The organism is Paenibacillus sp. P36, assembly GCF_045866505.1.
Taxonomy (GTDB): Bacteria; Bacillota; Bacilli; order Paenibacillales; family NBRC-103111; genus Paenibacillus_E; species Paenibacillus_E chondroitinus.
Map to the genome: position 1 here is coordinate 7009535 of NZ_AP038372.1, position 16630 is coordinate 7026164.

Consider the following 16630-nt stretch of genomic DNA (forward strand, 5'->3'; position numbering starts at 1 on the left):
GAGGTTTGTACATGGAAACCAAAAATGGCCATTTAACTACAAGTTGGGGCGCTCCCGTTGGAGATAACCAGAACTCCATGACTGCCGGCTCACGCGGTCCAACCCTTATTCAAGACGTCCACCTTCTGGAAAAGCTTGCTCATTTCAACCGGGAACGCGTCCCCGAACGTGTTGTGCATGCCAAAGGTGCCGGCGCACACGGATATTTTGAAGTAACGGGCGATATTTCCGCCTATACAAAGGCCAGCTTTTTGTCTGAGGTTGGCAAACGTACACCCGTATTTATACGCTTCTCCACGGTAGCAGGTGAGCTGGGATCGGCAGATACCGTACGTGACCCGCGTGGCTTTGCTGTAAAGTTTTATACGGAAGAAGGAAACTATGATTTGGTGGGCAATAACACGCCTGTCTTCTTCATTCGGGATGCCATTAAATTTCCGGATTTCATTCATACCCAGAAACGCCACCCTCAAACTCATCTAAAAAACCCCAATGCTGTTTGGGATTTCTGGTCCTTATCTCCCGAATCCTTGCATCAAGTCACTATCTTGATGTCCGATCGTGGTATTCCTGCGACTCTGCGTCATATGCATGGCTTCGGAAGCCATACGTTTAAGTGGGTCAATGTGGACGGTCAAAGCATTTGGGTCAAATATCATTTTAAAACGGAACAAGGCGTGAAGAACCTGAATGTCGAGCTGGCCGCCAAGCTGGCCGGTGAAAACCCAGATTATCATATCGAGGATTTATTTAATGCCATTGACAAAGGCGACTTCCCCGCATGGAAGCTGTATGTACAAATGATGCCGATGGAAGATGCCAAGACCTATCGTTTCGATCCTTTCGATGTAACGAAAGTGTGGTCGCAGAAAGATTACCCTCTTATCGAGGTTGGACGCATGGTCCTCAACCGAAACCCTGACAATTATTTTACCGAAGTTGAGCAAGCAACCTTCTCCCCTGGGGCGTTCGTACCCGGTATTGAGGCTTCGCCGGATAAAATGCTTCAAGGCCGTTTATTCGCCTATGCCGATGCTCATCGCTATCGGGTCGGCACGAACCATAATACACTGCCTATCAATAAACCTATCGTAGAAGTGAATAACAACCAGCGTGACGGACAGATGCGTTCCGATCGTAATGGGGGAAATTTGATAAACTATGAACCAAATAGTTATGGCGGAGCTGCCGAATCTGAAACGTACAAGACAGCCCCGTTTGAGATAACCGGTTCAGCTGATAGCGTCCCATATGACCAAGATGATCATTACACACAAGCCGGCGACCTGTATCGATTACTTAGTGTAGAAGAACGCGGACGATTAGTATATAACATAGTAAATGCTATGAAGCCGGTGGAGAAGGATGAAATTAAACTCCGCCAAATCTCTCACTTTTTTCAAGCAGATCCCGAATGGGGGCAAGCCATCGCCAATGGGCTTGGTTTGAGAGTTCCACAACTGACTTAATACGATCCGTCAAAAATAGAGCAGTTCACACAGCAAATGATAGCTGGGGAACTGCTCTTTTTTTACTGAAGGAATTCTCCATTAAACGAGCCAGCTAAATGTTCGGCTCTTCTTTCTCGTGCACCAACTTTAATGGAGTTACGTCATTACCTTCAGGGTCGACAACAGATAAGCTTAACATGGTAGACAAAGCTTGGCCTCTAATAAGCTGCAAATACTCTTGACGCAATGCTGCTTGTTCAGATTTCTCCTCTTTTGTCAAACCAATTTCGCGTTGTTTCCTGCTTAGCTGGTTGATACGATCAAGAATAGGGATCATTTTCTTCACCTCAATGACAAAAGTTTCTAATATTATAGGAAAAGACCTTCAAGAATCGTAGCTTTTTAAGGCCGCTCTCTTTCAGGTCTTCCGTTAATCCATTATTCTTTAGAAAGATTACAATTATCCTAAGTAAGATTTTAACATCCATACATGCTTTTCCAGGGAGCTATGAATCGACAATAGCATATCACTAGTTGTCTCATCACCTTCACGGTCAGCAGTATTCATGCCCTCTTTCAGCTCACTCACTATAATCCCAAAATCAGCTACAAGCGTGCGGACCATCTCATTTGCATTCTCATTGCCTGCTGCATCTTTTAATGAAGTTTTTTCGATAATTTCATGAAGTGTCGCTACCGGACTACCGCCTAATGCCAGCAGACGCTCGGCAAGATTGTCCACATGAAGTGCAGCTTCCGTATAAAGTTCTTCGAACTTTAGATGTAAAGTGAAGAACTGCGCCCCTTTAACATACCAGTGATAGTTATGAAGTTTGGTGAACAACAGACTCCAGTTAGCGATTTGAATGTTAAGCACTTCCGTTAGTTTTTCAGTCATCAAAAAACTCCTTTCGAATTTAGCAACATTACCAACTATTCGCTTAGGCTATACGAAATATAGAATGATCGATATTGATCTTTTAATCTAAGCTCGAGGAGCGCTTTCAAACTTACCTTTATGAGTCAAATCGCAGAACGGTTTTTGACTGGATAAACCGCACCGGCAAAGAATAAAACTTTCCTTGGTTTCAAAACGGTTGCCCACCGCATCCACCATTTCTACTTTGCCTGTAATACGCAATGGCCCATTATCGTTTACTTTGATCGTAACTTCAGACATGATGATCTCGCCCCTATTGGATTATTTTGGTGAAACATACTTAGAAAACGAAGCAATCCAGGTCACAGAAGCCACTGCCATGGTGATGGTTGCATCCATGATGATGGTGTGCCTTTTGAGGTGCCTGAACCCCCGCTCCGCCTCCTCCGTAATTTGTTCCATTGTAGTAGCCTCCAAAGATATTATGCGGAGACCAGTCTGGACTTGCTTGGGGAGCCGGCGGCGACAAAGGCTGAAATTCATTAGTACCATAGACAATTTTGCCTCCTACAACAGTGAAGACAGCTTCAATTTTTTTAATAGCTTCTTCGGAAACAAGAAAGAAGTTATCAGAAAGTATCGAAAAATCGGCATATTGACCTTCTTTAATTTGCCCTTTCACATCTTCCTCTTTTGAAAACCATGCATTTCCTGCTGTATACATGCGAAGCGCTTCATGCCTCTCTACACGATTGGAAGCAGGGTACAAGATTAGCCCACCAAGTGTCTTGCCCGTTACTAACCAGTATAAGGCAACCCATGGATTATAACTGGCTACTCTGGTTGCATCTGTCCCTACTCCAACACGCAAGCCAGCTTTAATCATCTTGGTGATCGGAGGCGCATTTTCTGCTGCTTCGGCCCCGTATCGATCGACGAAATATTCCCCCTGAAAAGCCATTCGGCTTTGAACAGCGATCGAACCGCCTAATGCGATGACGCGCTCCAAATCCTTCTCCTGGATTGTTTCAGCATGGTCCAGAATCCAGCGTAAGTCTTTAAAGGGAACCTCTTTGTTCACGCGTTCAAATACATCGAGAAAACGTGTGATAGATTCTCCGTAAGTGGCATGAAGACGAAATGGCCAACGCTGCTCTACGAGATGCTGGGTTACTTCGAATAGTTCATCTTCCAGTACAACGGGAAGTTCCGGACGGGGTTCAACAAAATCTTCGAAGTCCGCTGCGCTATAAACAAGCATTTCACCAGCACCATTATGACGATAGTAGGAACTGCCTGTGTACGGCTGCGTCGTAGCGGTCCATGCTTTAAAATCACTCAGTTCATTCTTGGGATGCTGGGTGAATAAATTATACGCCGTGCGAACCGTAATTTCTCCACGTCTATCAAGCTCATCAAATACCTGATAATCGTCAGGGTAGTTTTGAAAGCCCCCACCAGCGTCAATAACGCTTGTAACTCCGAATCGATTCAATTCCCTCATAAACAATCGGGTTGAATTGATTTGATCCTCGTATGAAAGCTTCGGTCCCTTCGCTAGGGTCGCATACAAAATAGTAGCATTAGGCCTAGCGATGAGCATTCCTGTCGGATTCCCTTGGCTATCCCTTTGGATTTCTCCACCTGGCGGATTCGGCGTATCTTTCGTATATCCGATGACTCGTAATGCTGCTTTATTCAAAAAAGCCTGACGGTAAAGATTGAGAATAAATACCGGCGTATGCGGAGCAATTCGATTGATTTCATCCAAAGTTGGCATTCGACGTTCCGCGAATTGAAATTCTGTCCAACCGCCAACAACACGAACCCAGTGGGGTGCTGGCGTACGATCCACCTGCTTTTTCAGCATCCGCAAGGCATCCGCAACGGATGGCACGCCATCCCATCGAAGCTCGAGATTATAATTGAGGCCGCCTCGAATAAGATGAATATGAGAATCATTCAAACCTGGAATCAACATTCGTTTATTCGCGTCCACAACCTGCGTGGTAGGTCCAGCATATTTCATGATCTCGGCATCGTCCCCCACGGCCAGGAATTGGCCGTTCTTCACTGCAATGGCTGTTGCAGTTGGATTAGAATCGTCCATGGTCACGATATTGGCATTATGAATGACTAAACTTGCTTCAACAATCCTTGATTTCTCAGACATGATTATGTTCTCCTTTGTTATTTAATGGGAACTAGGCTTGCTTCAACAATCGTCGGTTTCACAGACATTATTTTGTTCTCCTTTGTCATATATTGGGTTTACTTACGGCTTAACCAAAGTTGTATCCAAGGCATCAAACGTTGTCCTAAAAACATTCCTAAGAGACCAAGTAATCCCAAAAAAGGCGGCGCTGGAGAGGGGATCTTCAGCGATTGAAAAACAACGCCAATGACGATACCCGTAGCTAAAGCGAGAAGCATTGAACCCCACATACTAACTTTCCTCCTTCAATCCAGTCATTAATGATGTTTTTTGTTCAATCATTTACTTTCTATTTAAGTTTATAAGTCAGGATTTTTTCTATCAATAAGGCTTTCTCTATACCAGCCATAGAAATCACTTATACATTATTTTTATTTTTTCTTTATAATCTATAGTTTTCACCTATGGGATTTATAGAAAAATGAAGATTGTTCATCCTTTTACATTTCAATAGACTTGTTACATGCAGCAGGTTCGGGTTCTCATATTTGTGGATCTGTTGTAATCAATCATAAATAGAAAGTAGGGATTTTTACATGTTTAACGACAAGTCCGATTTACTAACTGCTGAGAACTCCGCTATCATTCTAGTAGACCATCAGCCTCAAATGCTTTTTGGTGTACAAAGTGCCGATCGCCAAACGATTATTAACAATACGGTTGGACTGGCTAAAACAGCTAAAGTTTTCAATGCGCCAATTATTCTTACAACAGTTGCTGCTGAATCGTTTTCTGGTCCTATTCATCCGCACATTCAAGCTGTATTTCCTGATCAAAAGCCGATTGACCGAACAACAATGAACTCCTGGGAAGACAAAAACTTCGTGGAGGCCGTGAAGAAAACAGGTCGCAAGAAGCTGATTATGGCAGCTCTGTGGACAGAAGTTTGTCTTGCTTTTCCTGTAGTTTCAGCCATCAAAGATGGATATGAAGTATATATCGTAACGGATGCTTCAGGCGGGACGACGACGGAAGCACATGACATGTCCGTTCAACGCATGATTCAAGCAGGAGCCATTCCCGTGACCTGGCTGTCTGTTCTTCTTGAGTATCAGCGCGATTGGGCGCGTCAAGAAACGTATGATGCCGTTTTGGAGATTGCTTTGCAACACAGTGGCGCCTACGGTGCGGGTATTGTTTATGCTCAAACGATGTTTGGCGGCCATGGAGGGTAACCTATCCATTCCAAAAAAAGATAGTCAATTCATTTTGACTGTCTCAGCCTAACCAAAACCAATTCGAAAGGAAATATGAAACATGGCTAAATTAACAGTAGGAACAGAAAACGGGCAACCCATTGAACTATATTTTGAGGATCTTGGTGCAGGCAAACCTGTCGTTTTGATCCATGGCTGGCCGTTGAGCGGGCGCTCGTGGGAGAGTCAAGTTCCAGCGCTCATTGATGCAGGTTACCGCGTTATTACATATGACCGCCGTGGATTCGGGCAATCCTCCCAACCGTGGACCGGTTACGACTATGATACGTTTGCGACGGATCTCCATAAGCTGATCGAGTATCTGGACCTTAAGGACGTGACACTGGTCGGATTTTCGATGGGTGGCGGAGAGGTTGCCCGTTACGTTGGCACATACGGAACAAGCCGTGTCAAAAAAGCCGTGTTGGCCGCTGCAGTTCCGCCGTTCTTCTACAAATCCGCTGAGCATCCGGAAGGTGGTCTGGATGAAGGCACCATTCAGGACTTCCAAGACGGTTTGAAAAAAGACCGTATCGCCTTCCTTGACGGCTTCACTCACAATTTCTTTAAAGCAGGGGATAGAACCGACCTGGTCAGCGAGTCCTTCCGTGTTTACAACCTTGATATTGCTACTTACGCTTCGCCAAAGGGGACGCTAGATTGCGTTGATGCCTTCGGCCGGACGGATTTCCGTGGCGATTTGGCCAAATTTGATATTCCATTACTTGTTATCCATGGCGATTCCGATGCGATTGTGCCGCTTGAAGTAAGCGGTCAACTTTCATACGAAGCTGTTTCAGGCAGTCAACTCGTCGTAATTGAAGGTGGACCGCATGGCTTGAACGCGACTCACCCTGAACAATTCAATACCGCTTTGATTAACTTCCTTAAAAACTAAATTATATGAAGAGGCTATCCCAAAAGTAATAATTATAGATATTCGGGACAGATCTCATTGTAAAAAAAGTGAATATTTGAAATGAAAAAGGGAGCTAAGCGGCTATTTGCGCTTAGCTCTTTCGTTTTTGGCATCCACTACTGCTTTCTTCATCAGATTGTAGGCAATCGAAAGTCCCCCGACCTCCAGACTTACTTTGGGTAAACCTCGAAGCAGAAACCTTCTGAATCCACGGTTATTCTAGTTGTGGTGCAAAGCTCTAATTCATGATAACGTTATAAAAGCACATTCTGGATGCTATGCTCAGTATCGGGTCATGTCTTAAGTCCAGTAGATTTTTTAGTTTCTTAACTCGCTCACTTTGCATGTAATGATTCCGTTAGGTTCTATAGCTGGTAGAATAAATCAAACAATTTGAAAATAAAATAGCCGGAACCCTTATTTGGAGTCCCGGTCTTATAAACACTAAACAACTTCATTCAACCGCCCATCCTGAAACCGCACTACCCGCTTCGCCTGCTGCGCAATCGATATATCATGCGTAATCAAAACAATCGTCCTGCCTTGCTGATTCAACCTCTTAAAAATCTCCAAAATCTCAACACCCGTCTTCGAATCCAGCGCTCCCGTCGGCTCATCCGCCAGTATTATCGCCGGATCTCCGGCCAAAGTCCGGGCAATCGCAACTCGCTGCTGTTGACCGCCAGAAAGCTCCGAAGGCACATGCTTCCTGCGATCCACCAAGTCAACTGCTTCCAATGCCTGCATGACAAGCGGCTCCCGCTCCCTCCTGCTCATGCCCCTGTAGATCAGCGGAAGCTCCACATTTTCATACGCATTCAGCCGTGGCAGCAGGTTAAAGTTCTGGAAGACGAAGCCGATCTTCCGGTTCCTTATTTCAGCTAACTGTGCATCTTTAAGCCGATTAATCGCTTTTCCGTCCAGCACATAGTCCCCATCATCCGCAACATCCAAGCAGCCCAAAATGTTCATCAACGTCGATTTCCCCGACCCCGACGGGCCCATGATCGCCACGAACTCGCCGTTATCGATCTCTAACGAAACATCATCCAACGCACGAATCGTTTCCCCGCCCATCACATAACTCTTGCTCACATGCTCAATCTGGATTAAGGTCATCCTCTTCGCCTCCATTATCTGAAACCAAATAAATGAAGTATGCGATTCTTTAGACACGCTCGACCGACCTTACCGCTTACCGCTTCGCCTTATAAAACTCATGATATAGCTTCATCAGCGCTCGCTTCTCAATCCGTGATACATAGCTGCGGCTAATGCCCAGCTCCTTCGCTATCTCCCGCTGCGTCCGCTCTTCCCCGCCAAGCTCCAAACCAAACCGCCCGACAACGACTTCCTTCTCGCGATCATCCAAAATCTCTAGGTTCCGATAAATCTTGCTCTTCTCTATCTTGAGCTGCACTTTATCTACGACATCGTCGGCTTCCGTACCGAGGATGTCAATCAAAGTAATTTCATTCCCCTCTTTGTCCGTTCCGATGGGATCATGCAAGGACACATCCTTGCGCGTTTTCTTCAGTGACCGAAGATGCATAAGTATTTCGTTCTCGATACAACGCGCTGCGAAAGTCGCCAGCTTTGTCCCTTTGTTCGGGGAAAACGACTCGATGGCTTTGATCAAGCCGATCGTTCCGATCGAGATCAAGTCCTCTAGATCTTCTCCGGTGTTGTCGAATTTTTTGAGGTTGTGGACACGAAGCAACGTAAATCCCTCTGCATCGCAATAAAGAGCCGCCAATTGGCAGCTCCTTACTCATTATACTGCTCGAATATAGGTCAGATTATCTGGACGCAGTTACCTTACAAACACCATGATAAGCTAGCAAATGATAATATGGACCATTCATATCACTACTTAATCGCCATTTGATGTCACTAATTAACGCATAGGCATGTTTGGCCTGTACCTGATCATATGCCTGAAGCAACGTGACTTCCTGCTCACACCTTTTCATACACTCCATCAGCAGCGCATGTCTATTTTCCAACTTCGTCATCATTAGCATTCGATACCTAAAGAACATCTCCGTATGCACTTTGAAGACCTTAACTACCTGTATCTGAAAATCTAGACAAGTCCTCAAAGTCGTATAGTCCGCTTCAACAAGCTCACATTTGCATTGCTCCAGGATTTCACTCATTTTTAAAATATGAATAAGGGCCTGTTCTTTCTCAGCAAGGATAAGCGATAAATTTTCTTCCGTAGGCTCTAAAATCCATTTCCGTTCCTGACCCGCTGTATTATAAGGATGATCCATATAGGCCAATTGCCATTCATATCTTTCTATAGAGCCAATAAAGGAGGAATGGAAATTATTCACGACAGATTCATTGGCATACTGCGCTTGTTCCGCGACTTTCTCTGACAATTGGAAAAATTCCAACATCTGATCAGGGAATCCCTTTCTCTTACACATTTTCCATACATCGGCGAGCTCTATATTCATATCCCAACAGGTTTTGAAATAGACGTCATATTTAATTGACTGTACGCCCTTCAATACGGCATAATCCCCGATAAATCTGGTGTTCGGTCCTAGGGCATATCCCCGTATCCTGCACATGAATCCGCCTATTCCCTTGTCATAGTAATGCCTCATGCGATCTGGTATGAATTGCAGCGCACAAGTGATCCATCCAGCCCAATCCCCTCTGTACTCGCCTCCGAGATCGAACTCTACCCATTCCCTGCCTGGAGAAAGCCTGCCTGGGAGTGTTGCTGGAGAATGAAACCGATAAAAATCCTCAACCTGCATTTTACTTCTTGAGTCACAACGTTCAGGTAATCTACCCAGAATATCTTCATATACTTTCTCACAGTCAGGATGATGGGTAAAGCTGGAACAAATAATCCTCGCATCACTTCTGCCTGCTTCATCCATAGCCTCAAGGGCTTTATCATACATCTCAAGGAAAAGCTCCCCAATCGACCTTGTATCAGACTCAGGACGATAGCATTGCCATATTTCCATAGCTTCGCCTGTCCATAGTTCAATACCGGAAAGGGATGGGAAATCCTCCATAACTTCTTTGATTTTGGATTTGTAGAATAACCAAGTATCCTCACTATCTAGCCGCAGCACACATAGACCTGTGTCCGGATTGCGATAAAACATGTCAGGGTGTATCTTTAGAAGATCTTCAGGGATGTTAAACTCGGTGCAGGACAGGTAAAAATCCATCCCCCAATTTTTTGCCTCATTAATAATCGTACAAAGGCATTCCTTAGCAAGCTTAATCTTGCCCAGCTGATCCTCTCTTTTCAGAATCGGAAAATATCTAAAATCAAGGAATTGGTACCAGCTCATGCTGATCCAACTATCGATCCACATCAAATGATTCACGCGTTTTCTGACTAAAAGTTTAATTAGGTTGAGATTCTCTTCCAAGTTTTCCACCGATGTCATTGAAGGACCCCAATGCCGCTCGACGCCTCTTTTTTTAATATCAGGTGATGAGGTCATATTTAATCGAGGTAACCGCACTTCACCATTCAGAACATAGGTTTGATCAAGAATTTCACATATGCCATATAGGATAGCTTGTTCACTTGCACCGGATAGATTGATATGATAATAGCCATCTTTCATTACCGTAAAAATCACAAACGTCTGTTCACAATGATCTTCTATTACTTGTGGTTCAAGAATACGAATTCGGTTACCTTCACTCGATTCCGTACACATTGTAAGGTTGTCTACTCGATACTCGTCTCGCCATTCTTCGATCAACAACCCCACTGCATTGTTCGTAATGATGCCGCTGTTATAGCAAATCTCAATACCTAACTGACAATCACCATGTTTTGTAATATGCAAATCCATCTTGCCGTTTCTCCATCCTTTCGAAGCTAACTATCCGGCAATAAGATAATTTTACCTGTAGGTTCAATTACAGGCAGCCTGACGGTAACTTTGGTTCCTTTACCCGCTTCACTAACGACATCCAGACCATAGGGCGATCCAAATTGTAGTTTTAAGCGCTTATTAATATTGCCTAGTCCTATGCTTTGTTTGTCCGTTCCTGACAGTTCTACATTCTCGTCTTCTCGAATCCCTTTACGTAGTTCGGATAACTGCTTGTCCGTCATTCCGACGCCATTATCCTCAATATCAATTTGCATATAACCGTGTTCAGAAATATGACCGCAAATAAACAGACGTCCAACCCCTGATTTCATTTCCAGGCCATGATACATCGCATTTTCAACGATCGGTTGAAGAATCATTTTCAATGATTTCATTTCTAAGAAAGCCTCATCCATCTCGATTACAATATCAAATTTTCCCTTGTACCTGATGTCCATAATTAACAGGTAATCTTTAATACAGCTCATTTCGTCCTTGATACTTACGATTTCTTGGCCCTTAATGCTATATCTGAATATGCGCGACATCGCAGACGATATACTGACGACCTCACTCACATCATAGGCCAAGCCGATACTGCTCAAGCAGTTCAACGTATTATATAGAAAATGAGGATTAATTTGGCTTTGCAGCGCCGACAGTTTCGCTTGTTTTTTAGATAACTCAGCTTCATAGAGGGACGTTTGATTCTCAACAACTTCTCGCGTCATCGTCTCTACGTTATCTAGCATTTGATTAATATGTGTTGCAATAATTCCGACTTCGTTTGTAGACGGAATTTTTAACCTTTGCTTTAAATTCCTTTCACCGACATGCGATAGGAATCTCACGATCAACATGATAGGACGTGTCGTATTGTACATAAACATACTGCCAATAACCGTCAACAAGATAATCATAAGAATGCCCAGCCAGATACCTAAGGAAACGATCGGCTTCATATCACTTGTTAGCTCAGCAATCGGGAGAACGCTGATGACCTTCCAATTCACACTATCAATTCTCTTATATTGGACAAGCGATTTTTTACCCTCATAAACAATTTCATCTTTGGCTGTACTACTTATGCCTTCCTGCCAAAAAACAGGCTCGTAATAGTCACCTGCTTTAAGACCTTTATTGCTTACAATCACCCGATTGTCAGAATCAAGGATCAGAAAGAGTGAATTCTTCGTTAATTCCGTTGTGTTTACTAATTTCTCTAATTCCCTTGTATCAAGAAGAAAAATACAATTGCCGATTTTTGAATAATCCCCCGTAGCGTCAAATGAAGAAAAAATAGGTGAAATATACGAATAATAATAGAACGCATCACTGTTATCTCTCACAATCGATGAAAACACAGGTTTAATAAACTCTTTGCTTCGAAAATTGTACATGTTCCCCAAAGTTTTCAATATATCATTGTTGTAATGAAGATTGTCCGAGATCTGCCTGTCATTATTATTTAAGAGAAGAATGCTATAAATATTTTGATTGGATGACCTTGTATGCGTGAAAATTTCAGAGACATATTCATTTAATTCCGCACTCCGAATGCTATTCGTCGACACCAATAATTCCTGTACATACTTACTATAACTAACCGTGATTGAATCTCTCTCTACACTCTTAGCAATCGTATCTACATTTAGCGCTACCTGTTCCATCATATTACTCGCGTACTTAGCCGCACGTTCCCGAGTAAGCGAATTGAAGAAAACATTATACATGCTTTGCATCAAGATCATCATAATGAGTGCAATCAGGATTAACAGCGATATTTGGTGCTTAAGCTTCAGATTACTAATTAAGCGCATTCAAATCCCCACTCGTTTTACGATATTTGGCAGGTGTACACCCTAAATTCCGTTTAAACACTTTATTAAAATAGAAATAATCACTATAGCCTACACTTTTGCATACATCTGCAATAGACAAGCTACTATTCTGGAGCAATTCAGAAGCTTTTTTCATACGCAAATCCGTCATATATTGGGAAAATGTCATACCTGTAACCTTTTTAAACAACTCACAACAATAGCTCACATTAATGAAAAACTTCGCAGATAAATCCTTTAGAAACAATTCTTCATGAAAGTGTTTATTGGTATAATGCAGCAGTTCCATAAATTTATTATTGGCATCACCAAGCTGCTCTAGGTCTGGATAAGAGAGTTGTTCATACACGTATTCACTTAATGATTCTAAATTCATGAATTTTTCTTTCATTTCACTATAATCTAGAAATTCAAAGTCCAGTAAGCGACTGCTGTTTTCATCCTCTTTTAGCGAAAGCATAACAATCTCATTCCATAAAAACACAGCATCTTCAATGCCTAATTGGTTTACGCTAAAAAAAGTCTTTATATCGGATGACATATCCTTCATGTTCTTGTAATGAACACGTTCAAGTGCTTCAATCATGCCTTCAGCAAATTGTTTAACGAGACTTTTCTTACTCTTGCCATATTGTGAAATTCGCTTTGACGGGTCTACAAAACAATCATTACTCGCGATATCCGACGTTTTCAGAAGCATGGATACATGATCAGACCCGTCACTGGATAAACTAATCCCAGCCCTGTCAACGACATGTTCTTGCGAGGTCAGACTGCGATAGACCATCTCACTTTTATCTTCATCACTATTAATAATAAGCACACATTTTTTAGGGCCTAACTTCAAGGATGTGAGCTGCGACTTACTCCCTAATTCTAATAAAACCACATCATCATATTCCGCATTTTTAAAATAAACCGTTACAACCTGATATCTTTTGTAGGCTCTATGGCGCAAACGGGTACTCAAAATTGCCTGATTATCCTTGAATTCTTCCAGCAAGGACATATAGAAGTTTAAATCATTTGTGCTGCGTTTGTTCTCTAACTTTCTATAAAGCTTGTCTAACATTTCCTCGGCCTTTTGCATATCCAGCGGCTTTAATTGATAATCCATCGCACCTTCTTGAAGTGCATGCTGCACATAGGAGAACTCCGCAAACCCACTAATCACTATAAAATCAGTGTCTATACCTTGTTCTCTCGTCTTTTGCATCAGTTCAATCCCTGTCATGTCAGGCATTCGAATATCCGTAAAAACAACATCAGGATGTTCTTCATAAATCACTTCTAAAGCTCTTGCTGGTTCTGTCGTTTCACAAATAATTTTAAATCGCTTCCCGTTGCGCTCGATTAATTTACGAATACCGATCAAAGCCCAAGGTTCATCATCAACAATGACCACACGATACATACAGGATTCACCACATTTCTGCCAGTAATAATCTGTAAAGGGAACTCTTTATCCGTGGACAAAGAGTTCCCTTTTCTTGACTTATACTAATAATAGCATAACCAGTTTTATTTAATTTTAGAATTTTTCTTCGCAGAAGGTAGCAATTCTGGTGCCATTTTCAGTTGTTTAAAATCTTCTGGAGATAACATCTTGTCTTTATTTTTTTGGTAGTAGTCGTTGTAGAACGCATCCACATCTTCACCGCCGGCTTTTTTCCAAAGCTCTTTCGCATCTGCTATAGCTTTCTCAGCTGTCAGATTTGGTTGAGCAAGTGCTTTTAAGAGATAATCGTCTACAGCTTTGGTTCCATTCGCTTTCTTCAAAAGCGTATCAGAGGCAAGTGCAGGCAGTGTTTGTTGCCATTTTCTTGGATCAATCGCATCTGGCTTATTAACAACTTGCGCCATCTTAAAGTACAAATCTCCAAACTCCTGTAGGACAGGGTCGCTCGATTTGAGATACGAATTGTAATATTCATTGGCTAAAGGACTGATTCCAGAACCTAAGTTAAAATCGAAGGTTCTAATGATACTGTAGTCTGCAGCATAATCATACTCAATTTTATTCTTGGCCGGATCTACAACAACAACAGTTCCTTCTGCATCCCTTTTTTTGTAAACGCCATCAGGTCCATTAACTAAATAGTCGGAGACTTTCGGATCGTTTAGCCAGTTAATGTACCTAGCAGCAGCATCAGGATCCTTGGTTGCTGCATTAATAAAACCTACAATGGAAGGACCTCCATTGATATAGCCTTCAAAAGTTCCATACTTTGTCGCAGGCAAATCAAAGGTATCCAGTTTAGCATTCGGGTTAGCCTTTTTGAAATTCGCAAATGTTGGTGAATTCAGTTGACTAAATTTCCCTGTCAAGAAAATACCGATCTTTCCATTCGTGAAATCCGTTAGTGCTTTGTCGCCTTTATCAAGTAAGAAGTCCGGATCTACAACCTTTGCATCGACAATTTGTTTCGTGAACTTCAACCAATCCTGGATTCGATCCCATACGAATGTCAGCTTGCCATCCTCAACAGCATATTTCTCCGGATTACCGAAGCCAAACATGTGAGAAAGCACTCTTTGGGAATCCGCGTTTAACGTCAATCCATAGGTATCATTTTTGCCATTCCCATCAGGATCTTTCTCTGTAAACGCTTTGGCTACAGCAAGCAAGTCTTCTGGTGTCTTTGGCATAGGAAGATTTAACTTCTCTAACCAATCTGCTCGAATGATTGCAGCATGATTAGGCGATACAGGTGATACAGTTCCGACCGTGTATCGTTTCCCATTAACTGTCGTGAGTTTTTGAAGTGCTGGATATTTATCTAAAGTCTTTTTATAATTGGGCATTTTCGCAAGCAATTCATCTGTGATTTCTAAAGCTTGTCCCTTTGAAATAAAAGGCGTCATATCTTCATAGTTGGCAACAACATCTGGACCTTCGCCCGCAGCAAACAGCATGTTCATTTTCTGTGGAGCTTCTGTTCTAGGTACTACGATGAATTTCACTTCTTCAAACGGCGCATTTTCTTGAATCCACTTTGTCCAACGGTTATTATCATACGTTCCTTCGGAAGCTGGAATAAGTCCGCGATCATAAACCATCACCGAAACTTTACCTTTTTTCACCTGACCACTAGGCGTTACACTTGCAGTGCTGCCCTTTTTAGGCTCATCTTTCGTAGAGCTACATGCCGTGATTGCGATAGAAGCTGCCATAACCAGCGATAATGCAACAAGACCTCGTGATTTTCTTTTCATACACTTATTACCTCCCCTTTTTTTCAAAAAAAAGATCGAATCGAAATGAAATCGCTTTCGATATATGTGAAGAATACGAAATAAATATCGTACCCTTTACAATCAACAAGTATTCCTCAATCATAGCCACAATACCCTTGACCTAACCTTTAACCGACCCTAGCATAACACCTTTAACAAAATACTTTTGCAAGAATGGGTAGACAGCAAGCATAGGCAATATCAACACAACAACACCTGCGGACTTTACGGATTCCGAAATGACCTCACCTGAACCCGCTACCGCACTTAGATCTTGACTCGTACCAAGTTTTATCTGCTCTAATTGGAAAACCATCTGCTGTATGAGCACTGGTAAGGTATATCCCTTCGAATCATTGATAAACATCAGTACTTTCAAGAAACTATTCCAGTACGTAACTCCATAAAAGAGACACAATGTGGCTATTACAGCTTTGGAAAGCGGAAGATACATCTGAAGTAAAATCCGCCATTCGGAGCAACCATCGATTCTAGCTGCTTCTTCTAACTCTTCGGATATATTCTCAAAGAAAGACTTCATAATCAACATATTGTAGGGACTAATCAGTGTTGTTAACCAAATAGACCAATAGGAGTTCATTAATCCAAGCGATTTCACCAATAGATACGTTGGAATCAAACCGCCGCTAAACAACATCGTAAAGACGATTAGAAAGGTTACTTTCCTTCTAGCAAACAATTTCCTTTTGGATAATGGATACGCACAGAGGATCGTGAAAATCATACTAAGCGCAGTCCCAACTACCGTAACAATGACGCTATTCTTAAAATATTTAAATAGATCTGTGGATACAATCAATACTTTATAAGCTGCTGGTGTAAATTCAACCGGCCACAAGAATACTTTGCCTGCTTCAATAGCCGAACCGCTGCTGAATGAAGTCGCAATAATATAAATGAGCGGAAGTAAACACGACAGCGATATGATAAAAAGCACAATGTTATTAATTTTGTAAAAGGCTTTTTCTCCCGTCGATATTTTCATGTCCTGCCCCTCCTTCATA

The 16630-nt window shown here is 42.4% G+C and carries 15 protein-coding genes; 3 read left to right on the top strand and 12 right to left on the bottom strand.

What is annotated here, in order from left to right:
- The first annotated feature begins 11 nt into the window (after window positions 1-11).
- Window positions 12-1469 carry a catalase KatA gene (gene katA / locus ACKTT9_RS30820; RefSeq protein WP_407869002.1) on the top strand — a complete coding sequence of 486 codons (1458 nt, stop codon included), beginning with the start codon at window positions 12-14 and terminating at the stop codon, window positions 1467-1469.
- A gap of 94 nt (window positions 1470-1563) precedes the next feature.
- Here katA and ACKTT9_RS30825 read toward each other — a convergent pair whose 3' ends face one another.
- The 5 genes from ACKTT9_RS30825 to ACKTT9_RS30845 all read right to left on the bottom strand — a co-directional run bounded on the left by ACKTT9_RS30825 (window position 1564) and on the right by ACKTT9_RS30845 (window position 4776).
- A complete protein-coding gene (locus ACKTT9_RS30825; protein WP_407869003.1) occupies window positions 1564-1788 on the bottom strand; it encodes a DUF896 domain-containing protein in 225 nt (74 codons plus the stop codon).
- A gap of 123 nt (window positions 1789-1911) precedes the next feature.
- Window positions 1912-2349, bottom strand: coding sequence for a Dps family protein (locus tag ACKTT9_RS30830; protein WP_157319018.1), 438 nt, complete (start codon window positions 2347-2349; stop codon window positions 1912-1914).
- 87 nt (window positions 2350-2436) lie between these two features.
- Window positions 2437-2631, bottom strand: coding sequence for a CDGSH iron-sulfur domain-containing protein (locus ACKTT9_RS30835; protein ID WP_057305706.1), 195 nt, complete (start codon window positions 2629-2631; stop codon window positions 2437-2439).
- A 40-nt stretch (window positions 2632-2671) separates the two neighbouring features.
- Window positions 2672-4504 (bottom strand): amidohydrolase, encoded by a 1833-nt coding sequence (locus ACKTT9_RS30840; protein ID WP_407869004.1) that lies wholly within the window; start codon window positions 4502-4504, stop codon window positions 2672-2674.
- A 98-nt stretch (window positions 4505-4602) separates the two neighbouring features.
- Window positions 4603-4776: a DUF1427 family protein gene (locus tag ACKTT9_RS30845; RefSeq protein WP_157319020.1), complete on the bottom strand. Its 174-nt coding sequence runs from the start codon at window positions 4774-4776 to the stop codon at window positions 4603-4605.
- A 306-nt stretch (window positions 4777-5082) separates the two neighbouring features.
- Between ACKTT9_RS30845 and ACKTT9_RS30850 the strand changes: the two genes are divergently transcribed.
- Entirely contained in the window at window positions 5083-5721 is a 639-nt protein-coding gene (locus ACKTT9_RS30850) for a hydrolase (protein ID WP_127452523.1), read from the top strand.
- An 82-nt stretch (window positions 5722-5803) separates the two neighbouring features.
- The gene (locus tag ACKTT9_RS30855) at window positions 5804-6640 is read left to right on the top strand and encodes an alpha/beta fold hydrolase (RefSeq protein ID WP_407869005.1); all 837 of its coding nucleotides are present in this window, start codon (window positions 5804-5806) and stop codon (window positions 6638-6640) included.
- Between the two features lie 465 nt (window positions 6641-7105).
- On the opposite strand, the gene ACKTT9_RS30860 is transcribed toward ACKTT9_RS30855, so the two are convergent.
- From ACKTT9_RS30860 to ACKTT9_RS30890, 7 genes are all read right to left on the bottom strand, one after another.
- Complete coding sequence (locus tag ACKTT9_RS30860) at window positions 7106-7780, bottom strand: ABC transporter ATP-binding protein (protein ID WP_407869006.1); 675 nt, start codon at window positions 7778-7780, stop codon at window positions 7106-7108.
- A 76-nt stretch (window positions 7781-7856) separates the two neighbouring features.
- Window positions 7857-8417 (bottom strand): RNA polymerase sporulation sigma factor SigK, encoded by a 561-nt coding sequence (gene sigK / locus ACKTT9_RS30865; RefSeq protein WP_407869007.1) that lies wholly within the window; start codon window positions 8415-8417, stop codon window positions 7857-7859.
- Between the two features lie 43 nt (window positions 8418-8460).
- Window positions 8461-10503: a hypothetical protein gene (locus ACKTT9_RS30870; RefSeq protein ID WP_407869008.1), complete on the bottom strand. Its 2043-nt coding sequence runs from the start codon at window positions 10501-10503 to the stop codon at window positions 8461-8463.
- Window positions 10504-10529: 26 nt separating this feature from the next.
- The gene (locus tag ACKTT9_RS30875) at window positions 10530-12347 is read right to left on the bottom strand and encodes a sensor histidine kinase (RefSeq protein ID WP_407869009.1); all 1818 of its coding nucleotides are present in this window, start codon (window positions 12345-12347) and stop codon (window positions 10530-10532) included.
- Window positions 12334-13782, bottom strand: a complete 1449-nt coding sequence (locus tag ACKTT9_RS30880; protein WP_407869010.1) for a response regulator — start codon at window positions 13780-13782, stop codon at window positions 12334-12336. The genes ACKTT9_RS30875 and ACKTT9_RS30880 overlap by 14 nt, the downstream gene beginning before the upstream one ends.
- 107 nt (window positions 13783-13889) lie before the next feature.
- Window positions 13890-15584 (bottom strand): hypothetical protein, encoded by a 1695-nt coding sequence (locus tag ACKTT9_RS30885; protein WP_407869011.1) that lies wholly within the window; start codon window positions 15582-15584, stop codon window positions 13890-13892.
- A gap of 142 nt (window positions 15585-15726) precedes the next feature.
- Window positions 15727-16611: a carbohydrate ABC transporter permease gene (locus tag ACKTT9_RS30890; RefSeq protein WP_407869012.1), complete on the bottom strand. Its 885-nt coding sequence runs from the start codon at window positions 16609-16611 to the stop codon at window positions 15727-15729.
- Window positions 16612-16630: the final 19 nt, after the last annotated feature.

Bases quoted from the DNA above. Each gene is read 5' to 3' on its own strand.
- ACKTT9_RS30835 (WP_057305706.1), bottom strand. From the start codon at position 2,631: ATGTCTGAAGTTACGATCAAAGTAAACGATAATGGGCCATTGCGTATT.
- ACKTT9_RS30860 (WP_407869006.1), bottom strand. From the start codon at position 7,780: ATGACCTTAATCCAGATTGAGCATGTGAGCAAGAGTTATGTGATGGGC.
- ACKTT9_RS30880 (WP_407869010.1), bottom strand. From the start codon at position 13,782: ATGTATCGTGTGGTCATTGTTGATGATGAACCTTGGGCTTTGATCGGT.
- ACKTT9_RS30840 (WP_407869004.1), bottom strand. From the start codon at position 4,504: ATGTCTGAGAAATCAAGGATTGTTGAAGCAAGTTTAGTCATTCATAAT.
- ACKTT9_RS30870 (WP_407869008.1), bottom strand. From the start codon at position 10,503: ATGGATTTGCATATTACAAAACATGGTGATTGTCAGTTAGGTATTGAG.
- ACKTT9_RS30890 (WP_407869012.1), bottom strand. From the start codon at position 16,611: ATGAAAATATCGACGGGAGAAAAAGCCTTTTACAAAATTAATAACATT.
- ACKTT9_RS30825 (WP_407869003.1), bottom strand. From the start codon at position 1,788: ATGATCCCTATTCTTGATCGTATCAACCAGCTAAGCAGGAAACAACGC.
- ACKTT9_RS30845 (WP_157319020.1), bottom strand. From the start codon at position 4,776: ATGTGGGGTTCAATGCTTCTCGCTTTAGCTACGGGTATCGTCATTGGC.
- katA (WP_407869002.1), top strand. From the start codon at position 12: ATGGAAACCAAAAATGGCCATTTAACTACAAGTTGGGGCGCTCCCGTT.
- ACKTT9_RS30855 (WP_407869005.1), top strand. From the start codon at position 5,804: ATGGCTAAATTAACAGTAGGAACAGAAAACGGGCAACCCATTGAACTA.
- ACKTT9_RS30875 (WP_407869009.1), bottom strand. From the start codon at position 12,347: ATGCGCTTAATTAGTAATCTGAAGCTTAAGCACCAAATATCGCTGTTA.
- ACKTT9_RS30850 (WP_127452523.1), top strand. From the start codon at position 5,083: ATGTTTAACGACAAGTCCGATTTACTAACTGCTGAGAACTCCGCTATC.
- ACKTT9_RS30885 (WP_407869011.1), bottom strand. From the start codon at position 15,584: ATGAAAAGAAAATCACGAGGTCTTGTTGCATTATCGCTGGTTATGGCA.
- ACKTT9_RS30830 (WP_157319018.1), bottom strand. From the start codon at position 2,349: ATGACTGAAAAACTAACGGAAGTGCTTAACATTCAAATCGCTAACTGG.